At 67.8% G+C, this 22,932-nt stretch carries 15 protein-coding genes; 8 read left to right on the top strand and 7 right to left on the bottom strand.

Annotated elements, in window-relative coordinates:
- Positions 1-50: 50 nt before the first annotated feature.
- The 3 genes from ACZ5BM_RS14075 to ACZ5BM_RS14085 all read right to left on the bottom strand — a co-directional run bounded on the left by ACZ5BM_RS14075 (position 51) and on the right by ACZ5BM_RS14085 (position 3,883).
- On the bottom strand, positions 51-1,181 hold the full coding sequence (locus tag ACZ5BM_RS14075) for a PhoH family protein (protein ID WP_498911648.1): 1,131 nt from the start codon (positions 1,179-1,181) through the stop codon (positions 51-53).
- A gap of 68 nt (positions 1,182-1,249) precedes the next feature.
- Positions 1,250-2,635 carry a MiaB/RimO family radical SAM methylthiotransferase gene (miaB, locus tag ACZ5BM_RS14080; protein WP_498911650.1) on the bottom strand — a complete coding sequence of 462 codons (1,386 nt, stop codon included), beginning with the start codon at positions 2,633-2,635 and terminating at the stop codon, positions 1,250-1,252.
- A 348-nt stretch (positions 2,636-2,983) separates the two neighbouring features.
- Complete coding sequence (locus ACZ5BM_RS14085) at positions 2,984-3,883, bottom strand: lysophospholipid acyltransferase family protein (protein ID WP_498908736.1); 900 nt, start codon at positions 3,881-3,883, stop codon at positions 2,984-2,986.
- A 371-nt stretch (positions 3,884-4,254) separates the two neighbouring features.
- Here ACZ5BM_RS14085 and ACZ5BM_RS14090 point away from each other — a divergent pair, with 371 nt between their 5' ends.
- Together ACZ5BM_RS14090 and ACZ5BM_RS14095 are read left to right on the top strand one after the other, a co-directional pair.
- Positions 4,255-6,180, top strand: coding sequence for an autotransporter assembly complex protein TamA (locus tag ACZ5BM_RS14090; RefSeq protein WP_498908737.1), 1,926 nt, complete (start codon positions 4,255-4,257; stop codon positions 6,178-6,180).
- Positions 6,180-10,346: a translocation/assembly module TamB domain-containing protein gene (locus ACZ5BM_RS14095; RefSeq protein ID WP_498908738.1), complete on the top strand. Its 4,167-nt coding sequence runs from the start codon at positions 6,180-6,182 to the stop codon at positions 10,344-10,346. Before ACZ5BM_RS14090 ends, ACZ5BM_RS14095 begins: the two co-directional genes overlap by 1 nt.
- A gap of 127 nt (positions 10,347-10,473) precedes the next feature.
- Here ACZ5BM_RS14095 and ACZ5BM_RS14100 read toward each other — a convergent pair whose 3' ends face one another.
- On the bottom strand, positions 10,474-12,549 hold the full coding sequence (locus tag ACZ5BM_RS14100) for a M1 family metallopeptidase (protein WP_498908739.1): 2,076 nt from the start codon (positions 12,547-12,549) through the stop codon (positions 10,474-10,476).
- 140 nt (positions 12,550-12,689) lie between these two features.
- Between ACZ5BM_RS14100 and ACZ5BM_RS14105 the strand changes: the two genes are divergently transcribed.
- Both ACZ5BM_RS14105 and ACZ5BM_RS14110 read left to right on the top strand, forming a co-directional pair.
- Positions 12,690-14,642 carry a CocE/NonD family hydrolase gene (locus ACZ5BM_RS14105; protein ID WP_498908740.1) on the top strand — a complete coding sequence of 651 codons (1,953 nt, stop codon included), beginning with the start codon at positions 12,690-12,692 and terminating at the stop codon, positions 14,640-14,642.
- A 239-nt stretch (positions 14,643-14,881) separates the two neighbouring features.
- On the top strand, positions 14,882-16,372 hold the full coding sequence (locus ACZ5BM_RS14110) for a methyl-accepting chemotaxis protein (protein WP_498908741.1): 1,491 nt from the start codon (positions 14,882-14,884) through the stop codon (positions 16,370-16,372).
- A gap of 17 nt (positions 16,373-16,389) precedes the next feature.
- Here the strand turns inward: ACZ5BM_RS14110 and ACZ5BM_RS14115 are convergent, their stop codons facing one another.
- Both ACZ5BM_RS14115 and ACZ5BM_RS14120 read right to left on the bottom strand, forming a co-directional pair.
- Positions 16,390-17,988 carry an ATP-dependent DNA ligase gene (locus tag ACZ5BM_RS14115; RefSeq protein ID WP_498908742.1) on the bottom strand — a complete coding sequence of 533 codons (1,599 nt, stop codon included), beginning with the start codon at positions 17,986-17,988 and terminating at the stop codon, positions 16,390-16,392.
- Positions 17,985-19,052 carry a ligase-associated DNA damage response exonuclease gene (locus ACZ5BM_RS14120; protein WP_498908743.1) on the bottom strand — a complete coding sequence of 356 codons (1,068 nt, stop codon included), beginning with the start codon at positions 19,050-19,052 and terminating at the stop codon, positions 17,985-17,987. Before ACZ5BM_RS14120 ends, ACZ5BM_RS14115 begins: the two co-directional genes overlap by 4 nt.
- A 95-nt stretch (positions 19,053-19,147) precedes the next feature.
- Here ACZ5BM_RS14120 and ACZ5BM_RS14125 point away from each other — a divergent pair, with 95 nt between their 5' ends.
- From ACZ5BM_RS14125 to ACZ5BM_RS14135, 3 genes are all read left to right on the top strand, one after another.
- Entirely contained in the window at positions 19,148-19,576 is a 429-nt protein-coding gene (locus ACZ5BM_RS14125; RefSeq protein ID WP_498908744.1) for a YidB family protein, read from the top strand.
- Positions 19,573-20,121 carry a hypothetical protein gene (locus tag ACZ5BM_RS14130; protein WP_498908745.1) on the top strand — a complete coding sequence of 183 codons (549 nt, stop codon included), beginning with the start codon at positions 19,573-19,575 and terminating at the stop codon, positions 20,119-20,121. The genes ACZ5BM_RS14125 and ACZ5BM_RS14130 overlap by 4 nt, the downstream gene beginning before the upstream one ends.
- A gap of 396 nt (positions 20,122-20,517) precedes the next feature.
- Positions 20,518-21,432 carry a class I SAM-dependent methyltransferase gene (locus ACZ5BM_RS14135; RefSeq protein WP_498908746.1) on the top strand — a complete coding sequence of 305 codons (915 nt, stop codon included), beginning with the start codon at positions 20,518-20,520 and terminating at the stop codon, positions 21,430-21,432.
- A gap of 32 nt (positions 21,433-21,464) precedes the next feature.
- Here ACZ5BM_RS14135 and ACZ5BM_RS14140 read toward each other — a convergent pair whose 3' ends face one another.
- On the bottom strand, positions 21,465-22,424 hold the full coding sequence (locus ACZ5BM_RS14140) for a sterol desaturase family protein (protein WP_498908747.1): 960 nt from the start codon (positions 22,422-22,424) through the stop codon (positions 21,465-21,467).
- A gap of 132 nt (positions 22,425-22,556) precedes the next feature.
- On the opposite strand from ACZ5BM_RS14140, the gene ACZ5BM_RS14145 reads away from it, so the two are divergent.
- Positions 22,557-22,919, top strand: coding sequence for a response regulator (locus ACZ5BM_RS14145; RefSeq protein ID WP_498908748.1), 363 nt, complete (start codon positions 22,557-22,559; stop codon positions 22,917-22,919).
- Positions 22,920-22,932: the final 13 nt, after the last annotated feature.

Raw genomic sequence — 22,932 nt, forward strand, 5'->3', positions numbered from 1 at the left:
TCTTGCGGTCCGCTTTCGATCGTCCTTCCGTTTCGGAAGGGCGGCCGGTTCTACTTCGAGGTTCCATCGTGCTCCCGGCGGGTCCGGTTCCGGGTGGTGTCCCGTTCTGCCGCCGCGCGCTGATCATACGCATCGACGATCCTGGCGACCAGCGGATGACGCACCACGTCGCGGCTTTCGAACCGCGCGAAGCCGATTCCGGGCAGGCCTTCCAGCGTTTCCACCGCGTCGCGCAACCCGGAAGAGACCCCGTTCGGCAGGTCGATCTGGCTCAGATCGCCGTTGATCGCCATGCGTGTGCCGGACCCCATGCGGGTCAGGAACATCTTCATCTGCGCGACCGTGGTGTTCTGCGCCTCGTCGAGAATCACGAAGGCATGCGCCAGGGTGCGTCCGCGCATGAAGGCGAGCGGCGCCACCTCGATCTCCCCCGAGGTCATGCGGCGCAGCACCTGATCGCCGGGCATCATGTCGTGCAGCGCGTCGTAGAGCGGCCGCAGATAGGGGTCGATCTTCTCCTTCAGGTCGCCCGGGAGGAAGCCGAGGCGCTCGCCCGCTTCCACCGCCGGGCGGGACAGGACGATGCGGTCCACGCGCCCGGCCTGGAGCATCGCCACCGCCTGCGCCACGGCGAGATAGGTCTTTCCGGTGCCGGCCGGGCCGATGCCGAACACCATCTCGTTGGTGTTGAGCATGTCCATATAGGCGGCCTGTCCCGGAGAACGCGGCTCGATCGCGCCGCGCTTGGTTCGGATGGCCGGCAGGTCGCCGAACGGCAGCTTGGGATCGTCCGAGGCGTGCAGGATCGCCGGTCCCGGCAATCCCTGGAAGCGCCCCGCCTGAGAACCGCCGCCGATGCGTCCCGCCATACGCTCCTCCTTCTTCGGATCCAGCACGTCGTGATGGATGTCGGACATGCGGATCGCCGCATCCACATCCGCGGATTCCACCGGGCGGCCTTCCTCGAGCCGTCTGTAGAGCGCGCCCAGCGTCGAGCGCGCCAGCGCCACGCGGCCCGGATCGCCGGCGATGGACACCCGGTTGCCGCGACAGGCCAGCCGGACGCCGAGCCCCTGTTCGAGCCGCACCAGATGGCGGTCATGATCGCCCAGCAGCAGTTGCAGCAGAGCGTTGTCGTTGAACTGCAAGGTGGCGCTGCGCGGTTCCGCGCCACCAACCATCCCCACACCGGTACGAGCGAACGCCTCCTGGCCGGAGGGAGAGGGGGTGGGGCGGGTGGCGAGTTCGGTCAAGCGCAGGCACTCTCCGTTACGGGGACGAACGATCCTGAAAGAGAATTGGTGAGCATTCGCTCGATCGCCACCCTTCGCGTGGTGCCGATCAACGAATCCGGGCCCTGGACGTGCACCGCCTGCAGATAGGGGCTGCGTCCGGACAGCTGGCCGGGCTTGCGGCCGCGTCCGGTGAACAGGATGTCCATCGTGCGGCCGACGCTGTCGGCGTTGAACCGGTCCTGCTGCTCGCGGATCAGCGCCTGGAGCTCCAGAAGGCGGGCATGCGAGACGGCATCGGTCACGCGGTTCGGCGCGCCGGCGGCCGGCGTGCCCGGACGCGGCGACCAGGAGAACGAATAGCTCTGCGCGTAGCCGACATCGCGCACCAGACGCATCGTGTCGGCGAAATCCGCTTCGGTCTCGCCCGGATGGCCGACGATGAAATCCGACGACAGCGCCAGATCGGGCCGGTGCTCGCGCAGTCTGTCCACCAGACGGCGATATTCGTCGGCGGTGTGGCCGCGATTCATCGCCTGGAGCATGCGGTCGGAGCCGCTCTGCACCGGCAGATGCAGGAACGGCATCAGCTGCGGCAGGTCGCGATGGGCGCGGATCAGCGTCTCGCCCATGTCGCGCGGATGCGAGGTGGTGTAGCGCAGGCGATGGAGGCCGGGGATCTCGGCCAGTGCGTAAAGCAGTCGGGACAGATCCCAGGTTGCGCCGTCCGGCCCTTCGCCGTGATAGGCATTCACGTTCTGGCCCAGTAGGGAGATCTCGCGCACGCCGGAGGCGGCCATGCGTCGCGCTTCCGCCAGAACCGCCATCGCCGGCCGGCTCGCCTCGGCGCCGCGCGTGTAGGGCACGACGCAGAACGAGCAGAACTTGTCGCAGCCCTCCTGCACGGTGAGGAAGGCGGTGACGTTGCCGGGGAGCTGCGGACCGGCGGCTTCGGGCAGGAAGTCGAATTTCTGCTCGGCCGGGAAATCGGTGTCGATCACCGCGCCGGCCGCACGTGCGGCGCGAGCCACCATTTCCGGCAGGCGGTGATAGGTCTGCGGGCCCAGCACCAGATCCACGAACGGCGCGCGAGCGACGATCTCCTTGCCTTCCGCCTGCGCCACGCAGCCGGCCACGGCCAGAACCGTGTTCTGTCCTTCGGCGGCGCGGGCTTCCTTGATCACGCGCAGACGCCCCAGCTCGGAGAACACCTTCTCCGCCGCCCGCTCGCGGATATGGCAGGTGTTGAGGATCACCATGTCGGCGCCCTCCGGGCTGTCCACCGGGGCATAGCCCAGGGGACGCAGCACGTCGGTCATGCGGGCGCTGTCGTACACGTTCATCTGGCAGCCCCAGGTGATGACGTGCAGGCGCTTGGGCGCGGTGTTCGGGGTATCGGACATGGAGTTCGTTTCGGCGATCGGCGACATGAGCGCAGGAATCCGGTGCGCGGCCGCCCCGGTCAAGCGCAGATCACTCATGGGGGCCTGCGCCGACGACGCACGCCGCCGATAGGGCGTGCTGGGCGATCCGGAACACCAGGGCGATGCTGTGGCCGATCTGACGAAAACTCCTCGTGGCAGGACGAACCGGAAGCGAGTCTCCCCGAACCGCCTGCGACGAGACGATCAGGCAAAAAGCGACGCGGCCGGTCAAGGGAAAAAGCGCCGTTCTTCCGGTGTCATACGATGTTCAACGAACCCCGGTCGCCGAGGGCGATCGCGGCGATCCCGTCGGCCCGGAGGCGCCTGTCAGTCCGCCGGATCCGCCCGGTTCTGACGCAAAGCGGCGCAACCGCGGGCGATCGCGGTCCAGGCGGCCTGGCTCAGCGCCTTGCGCGAAGCGAAATCGGCCGGATCGAGCGGGTCGTGCAGCCAGATGCTCGCCCGCATGCCGCGCCAGCGTGCGAGCTGGACGAAGTGCGGCGCCAGATCCATGTCGCCATACCAGGAGAACACGGTGCGGTTGGCGCGCCCGACCGGCAACGTGCCGAGCCGGTCGTAGACGACCGAGACCGGCTGGATCAGCGGGATCTCGTTCAGCGGCGGCACGTCGGCGGCAGCCCCGCCCTTGGCGGCGGCGAAGAACGACGAATGGAACGGCAGCACCCGCGAACCGTCCGACGAGGTGCCTTCGGGAAACAGGATCAGGTCGTCGCCGGCCTTCAGGCGTAGGCTCATGTCGTCGCGTTCGCGTCCGGTGGCCTTGCGTTGCCGGCTGACGAACAGGGTGCGGCCGAGCCGGGCCACGGTGCCGACCACGGGCCAGCCCCCGACCTCCTCCTTGGCCACGAAACAGGCATGGAGCCTGCCGCCCAGAACGGGGACATCGATCCAGGAGGAATGGTTGCAGACATAGATCACCGGCCGCCTTCGGGCGCGCGGCGCCTGTGCGGCGGATCTGCCCAGGACGCGCACGCGCATGCCCATCAGGCGCGACACGACGCTCCAGTAGCGTGCGGCGAACCGCACCTTGCCCCGGCCTGGCAGCGCCAGCATCACCGATTGGATGACGCAGGAGATCGCGGTCCAGCCCAGGATCAGCGTGATGCGCCGTGCCACGCGCAGGTTGCGGGCCAGACGGGTGGTGGGGGACGGGCCGGGAAGCCTGCGCTCCACAGACGGATCCTCCCAGCCGGACAGCAACGGCATGCTGCGCCTGTGGCTCAGGCCCTGGCCCAGGCCTTGGGAGGGCTTCTGGCCGGGCGAGATCGACGGGGACGGGGTGGGAGGCGCCGGCCGGCATGCGTGCCGGGGTTGGCTGCCGGAAGCTGCCTGCATGCGCCGTTTCTAGCCTGTCCGGGGGCGGGACGACAATCTGGGGCTTTGTGCTACAAAACCGGCAACGCCGATCCGAGACGCGCGAGGACTACGCCCTGAGGAACCGCCAAACCGGCCTTCGCGCCGCGCTCCTCCGTTTCCGCCGGCCGGTCGGCCTCTGTGAACCGTCCTGCCCCAGCGGAACGGCGTCGCGGCCGGGTTCGTCCATCGTCCTCCGCCCGTTCTTGCGCCCATCCTCCCGCATGTCCCTCCATGGGGTGCTTCGCTGCGGCACTGCCGTCGGTGTGATCGCGGGCGGCGTTTCGGCATCCTGGCCGCCATTCGGCCAGACGGCGCGCGCGGCCGATCCGGTCGCCTACCAGACCACCCTGGTGCCCACCGGCGACGGCGCCGTCGATGCAGCCCTGCGCGGTTCCTCCGCCCTGATCACCTTGCAGAAAACGCGTGCGGTCAGCCCGTTCGCGCTGGCCGGACGGGCCCGCGGCGACGAGGCGACGTTGCGCACCGCTCTGGAAAGCTTCGGCTTTTATGCCGGGCACATCACCATCACCGTTGCCGGAAAGTCCGCCGAAGACCCGTCCTTGCCCGACGTGCTGGCGGCCTGGCCGGCAGGCAAACCGGTGCCGATCCGCATCTCCGCCGAGCGCGGGCCGATGTTCCACCTCGGCACCGTCACGCTCACTCTCCCGCAGGGTGAGCAACTGACACCGGCCGAGCAGACCGCGTTCGGTCTCAAGACGGGGCAGGACGCGGTGGCCTCCGACGTTCTGGCGGCGGGCGGGCGTCTGCAGACGGCGTTACAGGAAGACGGGCACGCCTTCGCCACGGTGAAGCCGCCCGTGGCGATCCTGCATTCCGACAGCCGCACGCTCGACATCCGCTACGCGGCGACCGAGGGGCCTCGTCTCGATATCGGGCGGATCACGCTGGACGGGTTGAAGCACGTCCATGCGTCCTATGTGCGCAAGCTGCTGCTGGTGCATCCGGGCGAGCTGTATCAGCCGAGCCGGATCGAGGCGGCGCGACAGGATCTCGCGTCCACCGGCGTCTTTTCCAACGTGGCCGTTTCCGCCGCGACTGCGCCGGCCCCGAACGGCACCTTGCCGCTCACCTTCGATTTCACCGAGGCGCTGCGCCATACCGTGGCGCTCCAGGCCGGTTATTCCACCGATCTCGGCGGCTCTGCCGGCGTGACCTGGACCGATCACAACCTGTTCGGCAACGGCGAGAAGCTCTCGCTCGTGGCGCTGCTCACAGGCCTCGGCGGCACGTCGCAGAACGGGCTGGGCTACGACGTCTATGCCGATCTGCTGCGGCCGTTCTTCTTCCGGCGCGACCAGTCGCTCGATCTGCGCGTGGAAGGGCTGAAGCAGAACCTCCAGGCCTACAACCAGACGGCGTTGCTCGTGCGTGGGCTGGTGAACCGCAAGATCAACAAGCAATGGAGCGTGTCCGGCGGTCTGGGCGCGGAGCAGGAGCGTATCCGGCAGGAAGGCGTGTCGCGCTCCTACACGCTCGCCTTCGTCCCGCTCACGGCCAATTTCGACAATACCGGCCTCGCCAATCCGCTGGACGATCCGACGCATGGTTTCCGCGTCTCGCTCGGCGCCACGCCGACCTACAGTTTCGGCAGCGGAAACGGCAACAACGGCGGCACCAATACCGGCGCCAACACCTTCTTCACGATCCTTCAGGCCACGGCCTCGACCTATTTCGATCTGCACCGCATCGGCCTCGCCAAACCCGGCCGCAGCGTGATCGCCGTGCGCGCCATCGTCGGCTCCGTTCAGGGGGCGGACACGTTCGATTTGCCGCCCGATCAGCGGCTTTATGCCGGCGGCAGCGGCACCGTGCGCGGGTTCAAGTATCAGGGCATCGGTCCGCTGTTCCGGGATGGCAATCCTGTCGGCGGCACGTCGCTTGATGCCGGCACGGTCGAATTCCGGCAGCGGATCGGCAAGAGCTTCGGCTTCGCCGCCTTCGCCGATGCCGGTCAGGTCGGCAGCGGCTCGGCGCCGTTCGCCGGCACGCTGCGCGTCGGTGCCGGCGTCGGCGCGCGCTACTACACCGCGATCGGCCCGATCCGCGTCGATGTCGCGGTGCCGCTGAACAAGCCGCGCGGCGGCGACAGTTTCGAACTCTATGTCGGCCTCGGGGAGGCGTTCTGATGTCGGACACCGCCCCCAACGCCGCGCCGCGCCGTTCCGTGCGCCGCATCGTGTTCTGGCTGCTGGGTCTGCTGGTCGGTTTGCCGCTCGGCCTGATCGTTCTGGTGCTTCTCGTGGTGCTGATCGGCGCCAATACCGGGCCCGGCCGGCGCCTGATCGAGCAGCAGGCTGCATCGCTGACCGGCGGGATGATCCGAATCGACGGTCTCGGCGGACGCTTTCCCGATGCGCTCACCGCGCGACGCATCCAGGTGGCGGACTGGAAAGGCCCCTGGCTCAGCATCGACGGTTTGCAGCTCGACTGGTCGCCGCTCGCGCTGATCGGCATGACGGCGCATGTGGAGCGCGTCCAGGCCGAACGTATCGCCGTCGATCGGCTGCCCAGCGCCGATCCCCATGCCAAGCCGTCGCCGCCCGCCAAGCCTGGCGCCAAGAGTGGGCTGCATCTGGCGATCCGCATCGACGCCTTGCAGATCAACCGGTTCGTGGTCGCCGAGGCCGTGGCCGGCGCGCCGATGGTGCTGTCCGCGGACGGACATGCTCGCATCGCCGATCTGGCGCCGATCCTGGACGGGGCCGCGATCGACACGCTGCCCGACACCGACCTCGCGCTCGACATACGCCGTCTCGATCAGCCGGGCGGCGTGAAACTCGCCACGCTGATCACCCCCGGCCGTCTCGGACTGCACGCCACGATCGAGGATGGCGAGACCGGCTTCGTCGCCACTCTCGGCCATCTGCCGGTGCTGGCGCCGCTGCATCTCCAGCTCGATCTCGACGGCCCGCGCAACGCGGACAAGCTGGCCCTCGCCGCCACGGCCGGAAGCCCCCGCACGGGCGTGCTCGATCTGGGCGCGCACGGCCTCCTCGATCTGGTTCATCCGCATTTCGACGTGGCGCTGGCGCTGCATGCGCCGGCGATGCAGCCGGTGCCGTCGGTGCGCTGGAACAAGCTGGCGCTCGACGCCCATCTGGTGGGCACGCCCGTCGCGCCGGGCGGGCAGGGCACGCTCGCCATCGACGAGCTGGCAGCGCCCGGCGCCGGGGTGAACACGTTGAACGCCCGCTTTGGCGGCGACGAGAACAGCGGCCCGATCACGCTGCATCTGGTGGCGGACGGGGTGCGGATTCCCGGACCCAAGCCGACCCTGCTGGCCGGCGCGCCTTTGGTGCTGGATGCGCAGTACGACCCGCATGTCGCGTCGCGACCGGTCGAACTCTCGCTCACCCATGCGCTCGCCGCCATCACCGGGCGGGTGAACACGCAGCCTTCGCCGAACGGCGCGCTGCATATCGTCCTGCCCGATCTCGCCCCGCTCGCAGCGGCCGCCAGCACGCCGCTCGCCGGTCACGCGGCGCTCGATCTCGGCTTCCGCCTGTCCGGACAGAAGGCCGACGCCACCCTGTCCGGCCCGATCGTCATCACCGGCGGCCAGCCCCAGGCGGTCGGATTGATCGGCGCGAACGGACGCATCGCGCTCGATGCCGGCAAGAACGGCAACGACCTGGCGCTGCGCAGTCTGACGCTCGACGGCGACGCGTTGCATCTCCAGGCCAGTGGCACGGACAGCAACAACGTTCTGGATGCGCGTTTCGGTCTCGATCTCCCCGCTCTGGCGCGGGCGGTGCCGAGCCTGCGCGGGGCGCTGTCGATCAAGGGCACGGCGCAGGGTCCGACCGACGATCTGTCCGCGCATCTGGTCGCCGACGGCACGCCGGGCACCGCCACCCTGCCGCCCGGCAAGCTGCATCTGCTGATCGACGCCGCGCATCTGCCGAAAGCGCCGGAAGGCACGATCGCCCTGGACGGCACGCTCGACCGCGCGCCGCTCACCGTGCGCGCCCAGGCGGCCCGTCTCGCCGACGGCACGCTGCATCTGATCCTGAAGACGCTGGACTGGAAGAGCGCCACCGGCCGCGCCGACATGACCCTGCCGCCGGGCGCCAGACTGCCGCTCGGGTCGCTGCAGATCCGCATGGCGCGTCTGGCCGATCTGCGTTCGGTGATCGGCCAGCCGATCGGCGGCGCGGTGCAGGCCGATATCCACACCGAGCAGCCGGCGGGTGCGCCCGCGCCGCGGGTTCTGGTGGATGTTCGTGCCAATGGCGGCACCGCTTCCGCGCGTGTCGGCAGGCTCACCCTGCAAGGCAACGTGCTCGACCCGCTCGGCAAACTCTCGGTCAACCTCGCCCTGGACGCGAGCGGGATCGACGCTGCCGGCGTTTCCGGTCAGGCCCATGCCACCGCGCGCGGACCCGAGGACGCGCTCGACGTCGCCGCGCGCGCCAACATGATCGCCGCCGGTGCGCCGGCCACGCTGGACACGGCGCTACGGCTCGACCTGCCGCAAAAGCGCGTGGCGATCAGCCGTCTCGCCGCCACCGGCAAGGGCGAGGCGTTGCGCCTGCTCGGGCCGGCCGCGATCGCCTTCGGCAACGAGAAATCGGTGGATCGCCTGCGCCTGTCCGTCGCTCCGCAGGCAGGCGGCGCGTCTCCCGCTCTGGTCGATCTGCGCGGCCAGATCATGCCGAAACTCAACCTCGACGCCGAGATCAGCAACGTGACGCCCGCGCTCGCCAAACCCTTCGCGCCGACGCTGGACGCCGCCGGCGTGATCGCGATGCAGGCGCATCTGACCGGCACCACCGCTGCACCGGGTGGCACCGTGCGGTTGCAGGCCAACGGTTTGAAGCTTCGCACCGGCCCGGCTGCGTCGCTGCCGCCGGCCTCGCTCACCGCCAACGTCGCACTCGCCGGCAAGAGCGCCCGTGTCGACGCGAAGCTCGCCGCAGGCCCGGACGTCGCGCTGGCGGTGGACGGCACCGCGCCGCTGTCCGCCACCGGGCCGATCGCCATGCGCGCGGATGGGCGCGTCGATCTGCGCCTGGCCAACGCGGTTCTGGGCGCGCAGGGGCGCGAGGTTCAGGGCGTGATCCAGCTCGCTCTGGCGGCGGGTGGCACCGCGCACGATCCGAACCTGACCGGCACGATCCGGCTCGATAACGGGCAGTTCCAGGATTTCGGCCAGGGCGTGCGCCTGACCGCGATCGATGCGCTGATCCGCGCAGACGGCAAGGCGATCTCCATCGATCATCTCCTTGCCCATGCCGGCGGCGGCACCATCGGCGCGACCGGCACGGTGGGCGCGTTGCAGCCCGGCCTGCCGGTCGATCTGCATGTGGTGGCCAGCAAGGCGCGTCCGCTGTCGAGCGATCTGCTGACCGCGACGCTGGATGCCGACATGCGCATTCACGGTCAGGCTTCCACACGCATCGATGTCGGCGGCACCGTCACCATCGACGGCGCTTCCATCAACATCCCGAACGGCCTGCCGCCTTCGGTGGCGCGTCTCGACGTGATCCGTCCGGGCGAGAAACCGCCCACGGCGAGCGATGCCGCTGCCCTGCTGATCGGGCTCGACCTGACCCTGAACGCGCCGGGCGAGATCTTCGTGCGCGGCCACGGGCTCGATGCCGAGCTGGGCGGAAAGCTGCATGTCGGCGGCACCTCGACGGCGCCGGTGATCTCCGGCGGATTCGACCTGCGTCACGGCACCTTCGATCTTGCCGGAATCTCGCTCGCCTTCACCAAGGGGCGGGTAGGTTTCAACGGCGCCGGCGTGAACCACAAGATCGATCCGTCGCTCGACTTCGTGGCGCAGAGCATCGTCAATTCCACCGTGGCGCAGCTCAATGTCGGCGGTTACGCCTCCGCGCCGAAGATCTCGCTCAGTTCAACGCCACCCTTGCCGCAGGACCAGATCCTGGCGCTGATCCTGTTCGGCCAGGAAATGAAGTCTCTGAGCCCGTTGCAGATCGCGCAGATCGCCACGGCGCTCGCGTCGCTGACCGGATCCGGCGGCGGCTTCGATCCGCTCGGCACGGTGCGGAAATCGCTGGGGCTCGACCGGCTTTCGGTCGGCAGCAGCGGCAATGGCGGTAGCGGCGCCAGCGTGGAAGCCGGGAAATACGTCGCGCGCGGCGTGTATGTCGGCGCCAAGCAGGCCACCAGCGGCGGCGGCACGCAGGCGCAGGTGCAGATCGACCTGACCCGCCGCCTCAAGCTGCTGACCACGGTCGGAACCGGCGGCGTGACGACGGGGGTGATCACCCCGGAGAACGACCCTGGCAGCTCGGTCGCGTTGAAGTATCAGTTTCAGTATTAAAGGAAGAGGGTGTTCTTTCTTGGAAGAAAGAACCAAAATACTTTTGTCCGTTTGGTTGTGAGTAAACGGACAAAATCTTTTTGCTTCTTTTCTTCAGAAAAAGAAGACCCTTGATGCAAGTCGGCCGTTACGGCGCGACCGCGACAGTATCATTGCCGCGATCGGTATCCGGCAAGCGATGATCGGGATCGAGGGTGACGGACCGGACTGCCGTGACGGTCGGCACCACGACCTGCACGGTGTCGCCTTTCATCCAGCTTTCCACCGGAACGGAAACGGTCGTCGTCGTGCCGTTCGCAAGCGCGATCGCCAGGGTCGCCGGCATCACCAGCCAGCCCTTGTTGACCAGCGTCACCGCGAGCCCCTTGGCGGGATCGTGGTCGACATAGGCGGCGGACTGCACGCCCAGATCCAGCGTCCAGTTGTGCTGATACCATCCGCGCCACCACCAGCTCAGATCCTCGCCCGCCTCGCTGCTCATGAAGCGGAAAAAATCGTACGGCGTCGGATGTTTGTAGGCCCAGGCGGCGATGTATCTGCGGAAGGCCGGGTCGAACCGGTCCGGCCCCAGGATCTGCTCGCGCAGCAGAACCAATCCAAGCGCCGATTTGAAATAGGTCAGCGGATGCCGGTAGCGCTCGATCACCTCGTCCGACGGCGCCAGCATGGACGGCATGTTGGGGTCGCGCAGCCAGGGAATGATCTCATCCACCGGATTGCCGCCGCCGGGCGCGTATTCCGGATCGCGCTTGGGTGCGAATTCGCCATGGTTGAAATGATCCGAGGCGTACACGTCGATGAATGTGTTGAAGCCCTCATCGACGAAGGCGTCGCGTCGCTCGTTGGAGCCGACGAGCATCGGGAACCAGCCATGCCCGAGTTCGTGCGTGGTGATCCAGAACAGCTCCTTGCCCTTGTCGTCCACGCCGTCGAACGCCATGCCCGGATATTCCATCCCGGCGCCGTGTCCTGCGAGATTCACCGCATTCGGCCAGGGGAAGGGGAACCATTTTTCGGAGAAATACTCGATCGCGTGTTTCACGTATTCGGTCGAGCGTTTCCAGTTCTCCGTGGCTTCCACGGGATAGATCGACATCGCCAGACGCGGCTCGGGCTTCATCCCCGGTGCCGGCGAGACGTCCGGCAGGTCGATATGCGCCGCATCCCAGGCGAAGGCGGGCGAGGCGGCGAAGGCCACGTCGCGCGTGTTGTTCATGCGGAAATGCCAGGTCAGCGTGCCCGAGCGCGTCGGTCGGCTGTTCGGATCGGTCACCTCAGACGGTGCGCGGATCATCACCGTCTTGTCGCTGTGCCCGGCTTCGGCCAGACGCGACCGCTGCTGCGCCGTCAGCACCTGCTGCGGATTCAACAGCGCGCCGGAGCCCTCGACGATGAAGTTCCACGGCACCGTCACGCTGTAATCGATATCGCCGTATTCCAGGTAGAATTCCTGGCCGATATAGGGCGCCGTGTCCCAGCCGCGCAGGTCGTCATAGACCGCCATGCGGGGAAACCATTGCCCCATCTCGTAGATGTCGCCGTTGCGCGTGGCCATCACCCCCATGCGCCCGCCCCATGTGCCCGGCACGGTGAACTGCCAGGCTACATGCAGTTTCAGATGGCCGCCTTTCGGCGTGAGAGCCGAGGGCAGGGTGATCCGCATGCGCGTGTCGGACACCAGGAACGGCACGTCGATCAGCTTGCCGCCCGCGCCCTCGATGCGGACGCTGTCGATCCGGTCGCCATCGGTGCTGTTGGCGGACAGGTAATTGTCCGAGAAGCGTGCCCGGCTGTCCTTGCGGTAGATGTTCTGGTCGAGCTGCATCCAGAGTTCGTCGAGCGCATCGGGCGAGTTGTTGGTGTAGCTCAGCACTTCCTCGCCGCGCAGCGTATGCGTGGCAGGCTCGATCGTGGCCTTGATCGTGGTGTCGACGCGGTTCTGCCAATAGGCCGGTCCTGGCAGCCCGCTGCCGGAACGATACATGTTCGGCCGGTTGCCCAGTTCGAACGGCGCGAAGATCACCGCGGGGTCGGGTGTGCCGGGCGGCTTCGGCGGCGTGCCGGAAGGCTGCGTCACCGCATGGTGGTTCGAGGGCGGCGTGCCCGGCGCCGCCACGGGGGGCGCGGCCTGGGCGCTTGCGGCCAGGAGAGGGGGGAGGGCGGCGAAGGCCAGGAGAACGGCGCGGCGGCAGGGCAATCTCATGACACGCATCGTTGCGGTCATGGCGGCGGCGCGCAAGGCTTCAGCAACACGATGACAAAAAACCCGCCGTGGCGTCTTGCCGAAGCCGCGCCCGGCGGGTCATGTGACTGCCCGGGTCCTTACAGAACCGGGATGATTTGATGACACGTTGCGCGTTCCGCTCCCTTCTGGCTGCCGGCACTGCTGCTGTTTTGTTCACGGCGCCGCCGTCCTGGGCGGGCCCCGATCCGGCCGGCTCGAAGGTGGAAACGGCGACGCCCGCCCAAAGCGGCGGCGACATTCCGGCCAGCTTCAAGCCGGTTACGGTCGGGTTCGACTATGTCCGCCGGGAAGCGATGATCCCGATGCGTGACGGGGTGAAGCTGTTCACCGTGATCATGATCCCGAAGAACGCGACCCGTGCGCCGATGATGCTGGATCGCACGCCCTACAGCGCCGACGAGCTGACCCGCTACGGCGGTGGCGGACCGCTGCTGCGGCAGAACCTGTTCCCCGCTTATGCCGATCTCGCCGAGCACGGCTACATCATCGTGGCACAGGACGTGCGCGGAAAATACGGGTCCGAAGGCGCCTACACCATGAACCGGCCGGTGCGCGGCCCGCTCAATTCCACCGACACGGACAACCCGACCGACACCTACGACACCATCGCCTGGCTGGTGAAGAACGTCCCCGAAAGCAATGGCCGCGTCGGCACGATCGGCACCTCATATGACGGGTTCACCAGCCTGATGAGCCTCATCCATCCGCATCCGGCGCTCAAGGCGGCGGTGCCGATGAACCCGATGGTCGATACCTGGAAGGGCGACGACTGGTTCCATAACGGCGCCTTCCGCGAGGAGATGATGAGCTACGTCTACGAGCAGACGGCGGCGAAGAAGTCCGACCAGAACTGGTATGCGCTGCGCTACGACGATTACGACACCTTCCTGCATTACGGCTCGGCCGGCGCGTTCGGCACCGCCATGGGCATGGATCAGCTCCCGTTCTGGAACCGGTTGAAGCAGCATCCGGCCTATGATGGGTTCTGGCAGAACCAGGCGGTGGACAAGCTGCTGGCGGAAGCGCCGCTCACCGTGCCGACGCTTCTGGTGGACAGCCAATGGGACCAGGAAGACATCTACGGCGCGCCGGCCGTGTGGCGCGCGATGCAGAACAAGCCCGGCGCCGACAATCTCTACATGGTCATGGGCCCCTGGTACCATGGCGAGGAGAACAAGGACGGTTCCTCGCTGGGTGAACTCGACTGGGGCGAGGATACCGGCAAGTGGTTCCGCCGGACCGTGCTGATCCCGTTCCTGGACGCGCATCTTAAGGACAATGGCAAGCCGGCCGACATCGCCCGCGTCACCTCCTTCACTTCCGGCACCGACCAGTGGCAGCGCTTGTCTCATTGGCCGGAGGCGGAGGCGACCACGCCGCTCTATCTCGCCGCGCAGGGCGGGCTCTCGCTGGGCACCGCGCCCGCATCCGGTGGCCCCGCCTTCGACCAGTATGTGAGCGATCCGGCCAAGCCCGTCACCTATCGCGAACGCCCCAACCGCGCGCCCTACGTGAAGGGTTCCACCTGGCATTCCTGGCTGGTGGACGACCAGCGTTTCGCCGCCGCGCGCCCGGACGTGCTGGTCTACGAAAGCGCGCCGCTGGACAAGCCGCTTCATCTCGCAGGCCGTCCGCTCGCCGATGTGTTCGCCTCCACCAGCGGCACGGATAGCGACTGGGTGGTGAAGCTGATCGACGTTTATCCCGACATGGTGCCGGAAAAGCCGATCATGGGCGGTTTCCAGCTTCCCGTGACGATGGACATCCTGCGTGGCCGCTATCGCGACGATCCGGCGCATCCGAGCCCGATCCCGGCGAACAAGGTGGTGGAATACAAGTTGCCGCTGACCGACATCGACCACGTCTTCCTGCCCGGACACAGGATCATGGTGCAGATCCAGTCGAGCTGGTTCCCGCTCTACGACCGCAACCCGCAGACCTACGTGCCCAACATCTTCGACGCCAAACCGTCGGACTACGTCGCGGCGACGCAGCGCGTGTTCCATACGCCGGGCGAGGAGAGCCGGATCGAATTGCCCGTGGCGCCGTAGCGGTTTCTCCCCTGCTTCGTAAGACGAACAGCCGATCCGCGATCACGGGTCGGCCGTTCCGTTCGGGGCCATGCCGTTCGCGCCGCTGTGCTTACGGATCGTTAACCCTGCCTGCGTAAGGTCGGGAGATCAGACGAAGCGACTCCGTCTCGCCTGTGGTTCGGCTCCGGAACCCCCCGGAGCGGGCCAAGCCGGCGGCGGGGTCGGATCGTTTCTTCTTCCAGGGACGAACCCAACCCATGCAGCCAGCATCCGGCTTGTCATACGAAGGCGCGAGGCTCGAACAGCTTCGCTCCGCGTCCGAGCGGGTCATGGTCGCCCTTGTCCTGTTGAGCGCTCCTGCCCTCGTCGTGCTCGGCTGGCTGTTGTCCGGGCCGATCGTCCGGCCCGTTTCGTGCTGGATCGTGCTGGCCGGCATCGTGATGGCCGTGCGCGTGCGGTGGTCCGGCACCCTGGCGTCACGAATCGTCGTCGCGATGGCGGCGTCTCTGATGCCGGCCCTGTTCGTGGCCCAGTTCGCCGGCATGGCGTGGCAGTCGGACGCGCACATGCTGTTTCTGGTGACGCTGGCGGCGATCGCGTCCCTTCTCGATCTGCGCGCGGTTCTGGCGGGCGCGGCGACGATCGCCGTGCAGCATCTGGTGCTGAACTACGCTGCTCCGGCGACCCTGTTTCCCGACGGATGCTGCGATCTCGGGCGGGTCTTGTTCCACGCCCTGATGCTGATCCTCGAGGCGGCGGCCCTGACGATTCTGACCGGCACGGCGGCCCATGCGATCAGGGAGGCGGAACGATCCGGGCAGCAGACGGCACGCGTCGAGCTGGAGCGGATCGCCCGCGAACAGGAGGCGCAGGATCGGGCCACGGAGGCACGCGAAGCCCGTGCAGAGCGGCTCACGGTTCTGGTTCGCGCGTTCGAACGACAGATCGAGGCGACGGTGCAGGAACTTCTGTCCGCCTCATCGCTGTTGGGCGGCACCGCCGATGCGATGACGGATGCGACCGGCCGGGCCGGCGCCCAGGCCGACGAGGCGGCGATCGCGGCGAAGGAAGCCGAGACGGGGGTGGAAGCCGCAGCCCGCGCCGCTGAAACGCTGCATCTCTCGGTCGGCGAGATCGATCGGCAGGTCGCGCAATCCGCCGGCATGACGGGCAGGGCGGTGGAGGATGCGCAGCGCACCGACGAGACGGTCCGGGCCCTGTCCGAAGGTGCGAAGCGTATCGGCGAGGTGACGGGCCTGATCGACTCCATCGCGACGCAAACCCATCTTCTGGCCTTGAATGCCACCATGGAAGCGGCCAGGGCCGGAAAGGCCGGTGAGGGATTCGCCGTGGTCGCGCGGGAGGTGAAGGAACTCGCCGCGCAGACATCCGCGGCGACGGGTGAGATCGGCATCGTCGTCGCGCAGATCCAGGACGCGACGCGCGACGCGGTGAACAAAATCGGCGGCATTGCCGGGCTGATCCGCGACGTCGGCGGCATCACCGGAGAGATCGCGTCGTCGATGCGCCGGCAGGGCGACGCGACCGCCGAGATCGCCGTCAACGTGCAGCGTACGGCGACGAACACGCGGCGCATGGCGGGCGACATCGCCAGCATGGGACGAAGCACGAGCGAAACAGGTCTCTCCGCCCGCAAGGTGCTGGATGCCGCCGGCGCACTTTCGGCGCAGGCCAGATCGCTGACCGAGCGTGTGTCGGGTTTCGTCGCCGACGTCAGGGCGGCCTAAGGTCGAGAGGCGGAACGCTATTCAATCGCCGCCATCAGCGTGTCCAGCCGGTCCGCGTCTTCAGGCTTCTTGTCGAGACGCAGCCGTCCCACACGGGGGAAGCGCATCGCCACGCCGGATTTGTGCCGGGCGGAGCGCTGCGCCGCGTCGAAGGCGATCTCCAGAACGATGCCGTGCTGCGGATCGTGCTCGACCTCGCGCACCGGGCCGAAACGTTTGACGGTGTTGTTCCTGATCCATTTGTCGAGCTGCACCAGCTCCTGATCGGTGAAACCGGAATAGGCCTTGCCCACCGGCACCAGCTCGTCCGTTCCAGTCTCCGTCGTCCGCCACAATCCGAAGGTGTAGTCGGAATAGAACGACGAGCGCTTGCCGTGCCCGCGCTGCGCATACATCAGCACCGCATCGACGTTCAGCGGATCGCGCTTCCATTTCCACCACAGCCCTTTCGGCCGGCCAGGCAGATACGGGCTGTCGCGCCGCTTCAGCATCAACCCTTCGATGGAGGCGGCGCGGGCGCCGTCGCGCAATTCGGACAGGGCGGCCAGATCCGGCGACAGGATGATCTCCGACAGGTCCATCCCGTCCGGCTTTTCCCGCTCCATGAAACGCTCCAGGCGCTCCCGGCGCGCATCGAAAGGCAGGGGACGCAGATCCTCGCCCTCGTCGAACAGAATGTCGTAGAGCCGGACGCGTACGGGATAGTCCGACATCATCTTCGCTGTGGGCGCCTTGCGGTTCAAACGCTGCTGCAGATCGGCGAACGGCGCCACCACGCCGTCGCGCAGCACCAGCAGCTCGCCGTCCAGCACCGCGTCGAAGCGCATGTGCTCGATCACCTCGGGAAACGTCGCCGAGATGTCGTCGGCGCCGCGCGAATACAGACGGCGCCCGCCCGGGGTGGAGACCAGCTGCACGCGTATGCCGTCCCATTTCCATTCGGCGGCATAACGATCGAACTCCAGAGCCGCCAGATCGGCTGCCTCCAGCGGATGCGCCAGCATCGGCGGCCGGAACACGGGCGCATCGGCCGGATCGGGCTTCGGCCCGCGCCCTTCCAGCCACGCGAACAGCTCGCCGTAGGGCGGGGCGAGCCCGTGCCAAACCTCCTCGATATCATCCGCCGCGATCGCGCCGCCGCTCAGCTCGGCCAGTGCGATCTTGGCCAGACGCACGGAGGCGCCGACACGCAACGTGCCCGTGATCAGCTTGAGGATCGCCAGACGCACAGGCACCGGCGACGCATCGAGCCAACCGCTCACCAGAGCCGGCAGTTCGGCCTTCGGCGTCACGGCAAGTGATTCCACCACCTCGGCCAGCAGCGGCGGCGGCGCATTGACGCGCCGTTCCGGCCACATCAGCGCCACCGTTTCCGCAAGATCGCCGACATAGTCGTAGGACCACGCGAACAGCACCGGATCGGTGCGGCTCTCCGCCAGGGCGCGGATCAGCGACGGCTTGGCGGCGGCGAAAGCCAGTTCGCCGGTCAGGGCGGCGAGGCCGATGCCGCGATCCGGATCGGGCTCGGTTTCGAAGAAGCGCCGCAGCAGCGCGATCTTCGCCAGCCGCCCCGGCGTCAGCGTCAGACGTTCCAGCAATTCGGCGAAGGCGATCATGCGAGTGGCGCCTCCGCGACCGCCTCGGACAAGGGCGCGCCGTCCGCCACCTCCTCCTGGTCCTCGTCGCCGTAGCCGATCAAACGCAAGGGTCGGCCGATCCGCCCCTGCAGTTCGGCCTGATGGATCAGCGCCTCCTCGCGCCCATGCGTCACCCAGATCTCCGGGGCGTCCACATCCTCCATCGTCCGGCACAATTCCGACCAGTCGCAATGATCGGAAATCACCAATGGCAGTTCGACGCCCTTGGCTTTGGCGCGCTGACGCACGCGCATCCATCCTGAAGCCAGGCACACCACGGGGTCGGCCAGACGGCGCGCCCAGCGATCGGCGATGGCCGAAGGCGGCGCCAGGACGATCGCGCCCGTCAACTCGTCCTTCCTGCTGGCGGTGGCGGGCCGCAGATCGCCGAGCGACACGCCGAGCCGCTCATAGGCCTGGCACACCGGCAGCAGCGCGCCATGCAGATAAAGTGGCCCGTCCCAGCCGGCTTCCCGCAGAAGCATGATCAGACGCTGGCATTTGCCCAGGGCGTAGCAGCCGACCACATGCGTGCGCGTCGGAAACAAACGCACGCTGTCCAGCAGCTTGCGGGCTTCGCCGAGCGGATCGGGATGATGGAACACCGGCAGGCCGAACGTCGCCTCCGTCACGAATACGTCGCATGGGATCGGCTCGAACGGCAGGCAGGTCGGGTCCGGCACACGCTTGTAGTCGCCGGACACCACGGCGCGGGAGCCCCGGTATTCCATCGCCACCTGCGCGCTGCCCAGCACATGCCCCGCCGGTTTCAGCCACACGTCCACCTCGCCCAGACGCAGATGCTCTCCGTAGCGCAATGCCTGCTGCGCCCGCCCGGAGCGGCCTTCGCCCATGCGCACATCCATGATCGCCAGCGTTTCCGCGCTGGCCAGAACCGCACCATGCCCCGGCCGCGCATGGTCGGCATGCGCATGGGTGACGATCGCGCGCCCCACCGCCTCCACCGGATCGACAAAGAATTGCCCAGGTTCGCACCATAATCCTTCGGGACGAACGGTCAGCCAGGTGTCAGGATGGGGCATGGGAGGGAAACTCTGCGCCCCTCCCGGCGGTTCCTCCACTGCATACGCGGCCGCAACGATGCGGTCGCGAACCGGCTCGATAAGGGAGTATCCTCATGAGCGGCTTTTTCTCCGGCGCCCTCGACGAGCTTCGGGGCGCGCTCGGCGGCTCTGGCGCCGATGCGAGCACGGGCGGCAACCTGCTGCAATCCGCGTTCAACGCGGCCGGCGGCACCGACGGCATCATCCAGAAGGCGCAGCAGGCCGGTCTCGGCGACAAGGTGCAAAGCTGGATCGGCTCGGGCGGCAACATCCCGATGATGGCGGAAGAGGTGACGCGCATCTTCCCGCCGCAACAGATCGACGATTTCGCGGCCCAGCACGGCGTTCCCGCCGGTCTGGTGACGCAGATCCTCGCTCAACTCATTCCGCATGCGGTGGACCAGCAGACTGGAGAAGGCGCGCAGACCGCCGATGCCGGCAGCACCGGCGGCGGCTTCGATTTCGGCAGCCTGGCCAGCAAGATCCTGGGGAAATCCGCATGAGCATCCGTTCCAGACACCTGCTGGCCCTGTCCGCCGCCCTGTCCATGGCCGGGCTGCTCGGCACGCCCGCCGCCCATGCGCTCTCGATGAAGGAGTGCAGCGTCAAGTACCAGGAGGCCAAGAAGAGCAACACGCTGAACGGCGCGGACTGGAAGAGCTTCCGGGCCACGCAGTGCAGCGCGAACGCGCCGGTCGCCGCCACCGACACGCCAGGCGCCGCGAAGAGCGCGCCTGCGACCAGCACGCCGGCGGCCACCGCGCCGACCCCCGCCGCGACAGCGCCGGCTCCCGCCACCACCGCGGCAACGCCGTCCGGCCCCGCCAAATCGGCGCCGTCCGCCGCGCCGGTGGCATCCGGCAACGTGGTGTTCCCGTCCGCCGTCGATCCGAAATATTCCAGCCTCGCCGCCGGCAAGGCGCGGATGAAGACCTGCGTCGACCAGTATCACGCCAACAAGGCGACCAACGGCAATGGCGGGCTGAAATGGATCCAGAAGGGCGGCGGCTACTACAGCGAATGCACCAAGAAGCTGAAGGGTAGCTGATCCCGATCGATACCCGCGGTTCCCCCTGACGGGGGACCGTGCGGTTCGCCAGCCGGCCGCGTTTCGCGACAAAACCCGCTGCGCCTGCGCCCAGCAGCGCTCCTCCCGATCGAGGTGCTCCGGAGGAGGGCGGAACGAACCGCCACATGCGGATAGGCCGAACACTCGGCGTCGCATGTCTTTTCCCGCCTGCGTCATGGTTCACGTCGCCGCCTTGCATCGGCGAGCGATCCTTGTCGCGGCCGCACTGGGTTCCGTCGATCCCGGCCATGGCCGCCGGCCGGAGGTCGCCGGTTTGGCCAGGCGCGCCGCCCGTGGCAGGATGACCTATGGGGTAACCCGCCAAAGCGGGGCCGATGAGCGCGAAGGCGCCGTCTCGGAACGGGTGGAGACGTCATGGGAAAAATCACGACGATGGCCGGACGGGTAGCGCGCGGCGTCCCGCGCCGGCTACGCCGCGCAGCCTACGAGCTGGCCGGAAAGCCGCTGCCGATCCCGAACTGGCCGCCACCGCCGCAGCCCGCGCCCGTTGCCGCCGCGCCCGAACATCGGCCCGAGCCGCAAGCCCCCCCGCAGCCGGATCTCGGCACGATGGCGATCCAGCTGCATGGCTGGTTCCGCCAGGATCGGGGCGAGCTTTATCCGCAGGTGCCGGTCGGCGAGAACGACGTGGTGGCCGATATCGGTTGTGGCGATGGCGGCGCGGGACTGTTCTGCGCGCAGCGCGGCGCGCGCGTGATCCTGTCCGATCTGGATGGGGAGCGCCTGGAGAAGGCCCGCCTCCGCGTCGAGACCGCCGCGCCGGGCCGTGTCGAGGCGGTTCACGGCAACGGCGAGGCCTTGCCGATCGAAGACCGCACGGCCTCCGTGACGATCTGCATGGAGGTGATCGAGCATGTCGACCATCCGCCGGCTTTGTGCGCGGAATTGTTCCGGATCACGCGTCCGGGCGGCCTGCTTCTGATCGCCTGTCCCGATCCGCGTTCGGAGCAGGTGCAGACGATCGTCGCCCCACCGATCTATTTCGAGAAGCCGAACCATATCCGCATCGTCCGACACGACGATCTGCAAGGCTGGGTGCGCGATGCGGGGTTCGAGATCCTGCGCTGCGATGCCTATGGTTTCTATGAAGCGGTGAAGTGGTCGATGTTCTGGAGCCTGGACGTCGATCTGGGCCGGCCGCATCCGGTCTATGCGGCCTGGGAAGAAACCTGGCGCCGTCTGCTCGACACCAAGGACGGCGCGAAGGTGCAGCGCGCGCTCGATACGGTTCTTCCCAAGAGCCAGGTCGTCGTCGCCCGTCGCCCGTAGCGCGGCGCCGTTTCCGGCAGGAGCGCGCCGCGTTACTCCGCAGGCACCGTCTGACGACGACGGCGCTTGCGGGTCAGCAAGCGCCAGGACAGGGCGACGCCCGCCCATTGCTGCGCGAACCAGCCGCCGGTCGCCAGTGCTTCCGGCGCGCGGCTGTCGCCGGTCTCCACAACGTCGTGACGGAAATCGGCCGTTCGCAGGATCATGTCCCACCAGGGAAACACGCCGCCATAGTTGCAGGAATTGCGCCCCGCCGCGTTCAGCCCGTGATGGGCGCGATGGAATTGCGGCGAGATCAGCAGGCGCTCGCCCAGCCAGCCGAAGCGGATCCTGGTGTTGGCATGCGAGAAGCTCTCCACCAGACGCAGCGCCAGCACCAGGAGCGGGAACTGCATCGGCGGCACGCCGATCAGCAGGCCGATGGCGATGAACCAGAAATAGCCGATCAGATCGTCCAGAACGTGATTGCGGTCGTCGGACCAGAACGTCATCTGCCGCTGGGCGTGATGCAGTGCGTGCAGCCCGTACCACCAGCCGAAGGTGTGCGAGAAGCGGTGCCGCCAGTATTCGCCGAAATCCAGGATCACCGCGTAAACGAAGAACGACACCACCGGCATGCCCATCAGCGCCGGAAAGATCGTTTCCAGCGTCGGCGGAATATAGCCGTGATCGGTCAGCCAGCCATTGATCGCCGTCTGCGCCCAATAGAAGCCGAAGAACGTCACCAGCGGAAAGATGCCGACCCGCGCGATCAGCGTATAGACCACGTCCATCGCCACGGAGTCGCGGCTCTTCCATCTGATCAGCGGCGCGAAACGCTCGGCCGGAACGCAGATCGCATAGTTGATCACCACCTGCAGTACGCCGTAGGTCGCGAACAGCGCCCACATGAAGGCGGTGTCTTCCCACTGCATCAGCCCGAATCGGAACAGCAGAGGCAGCACGATGGTCTCGTGGATCCGCCCCGCGATCAGGGCGAATGGGTCCGTCATCTGGGTCCACTCCGGTCGAGGGCGATCGCGCCGAAGCCAGCCAAAGCCGGACCGGCTTGCGAGACCGCCGATGGTGGGGCCTTATCGCTCCCAACACCCCCTGCGGGTCAAGTTAAAGCCGGGAATGAAGACATGGCCGCAACCCGCCTTCTGGTCGTGGAAGACGAGTTCCTGATCCGGATGACCTTGTCCGAGGTGCTGGCGGATGACGGGTACGAGGTGGTGGAGGCCGGCGATGCGACCGAGGCGCTGGCGGCCCTGTCGGCTCCCGGCGAGTTCGGCGCCATGCTGACCGACATCCAGCTTCCCGGCGGCATGGACGGGCACACGCTCGCTGCCACGGCACGGCAAACGCGGCCCGGCCTGCCGGTGATCTTCATGAGCGGCCGGCCCGACCCGGATGCGGGACGCAATCCGCTCGATCTGCACGTGAACAAACCCTATCTGCCGTCCACCATCTCGGCGGCCGTGCGCAAGTTGCTGGGCACCGGCTGACACGGGACGCGGC

Source organism: Lichenicola sp. GTC18331, assembly GCF_055386855.1.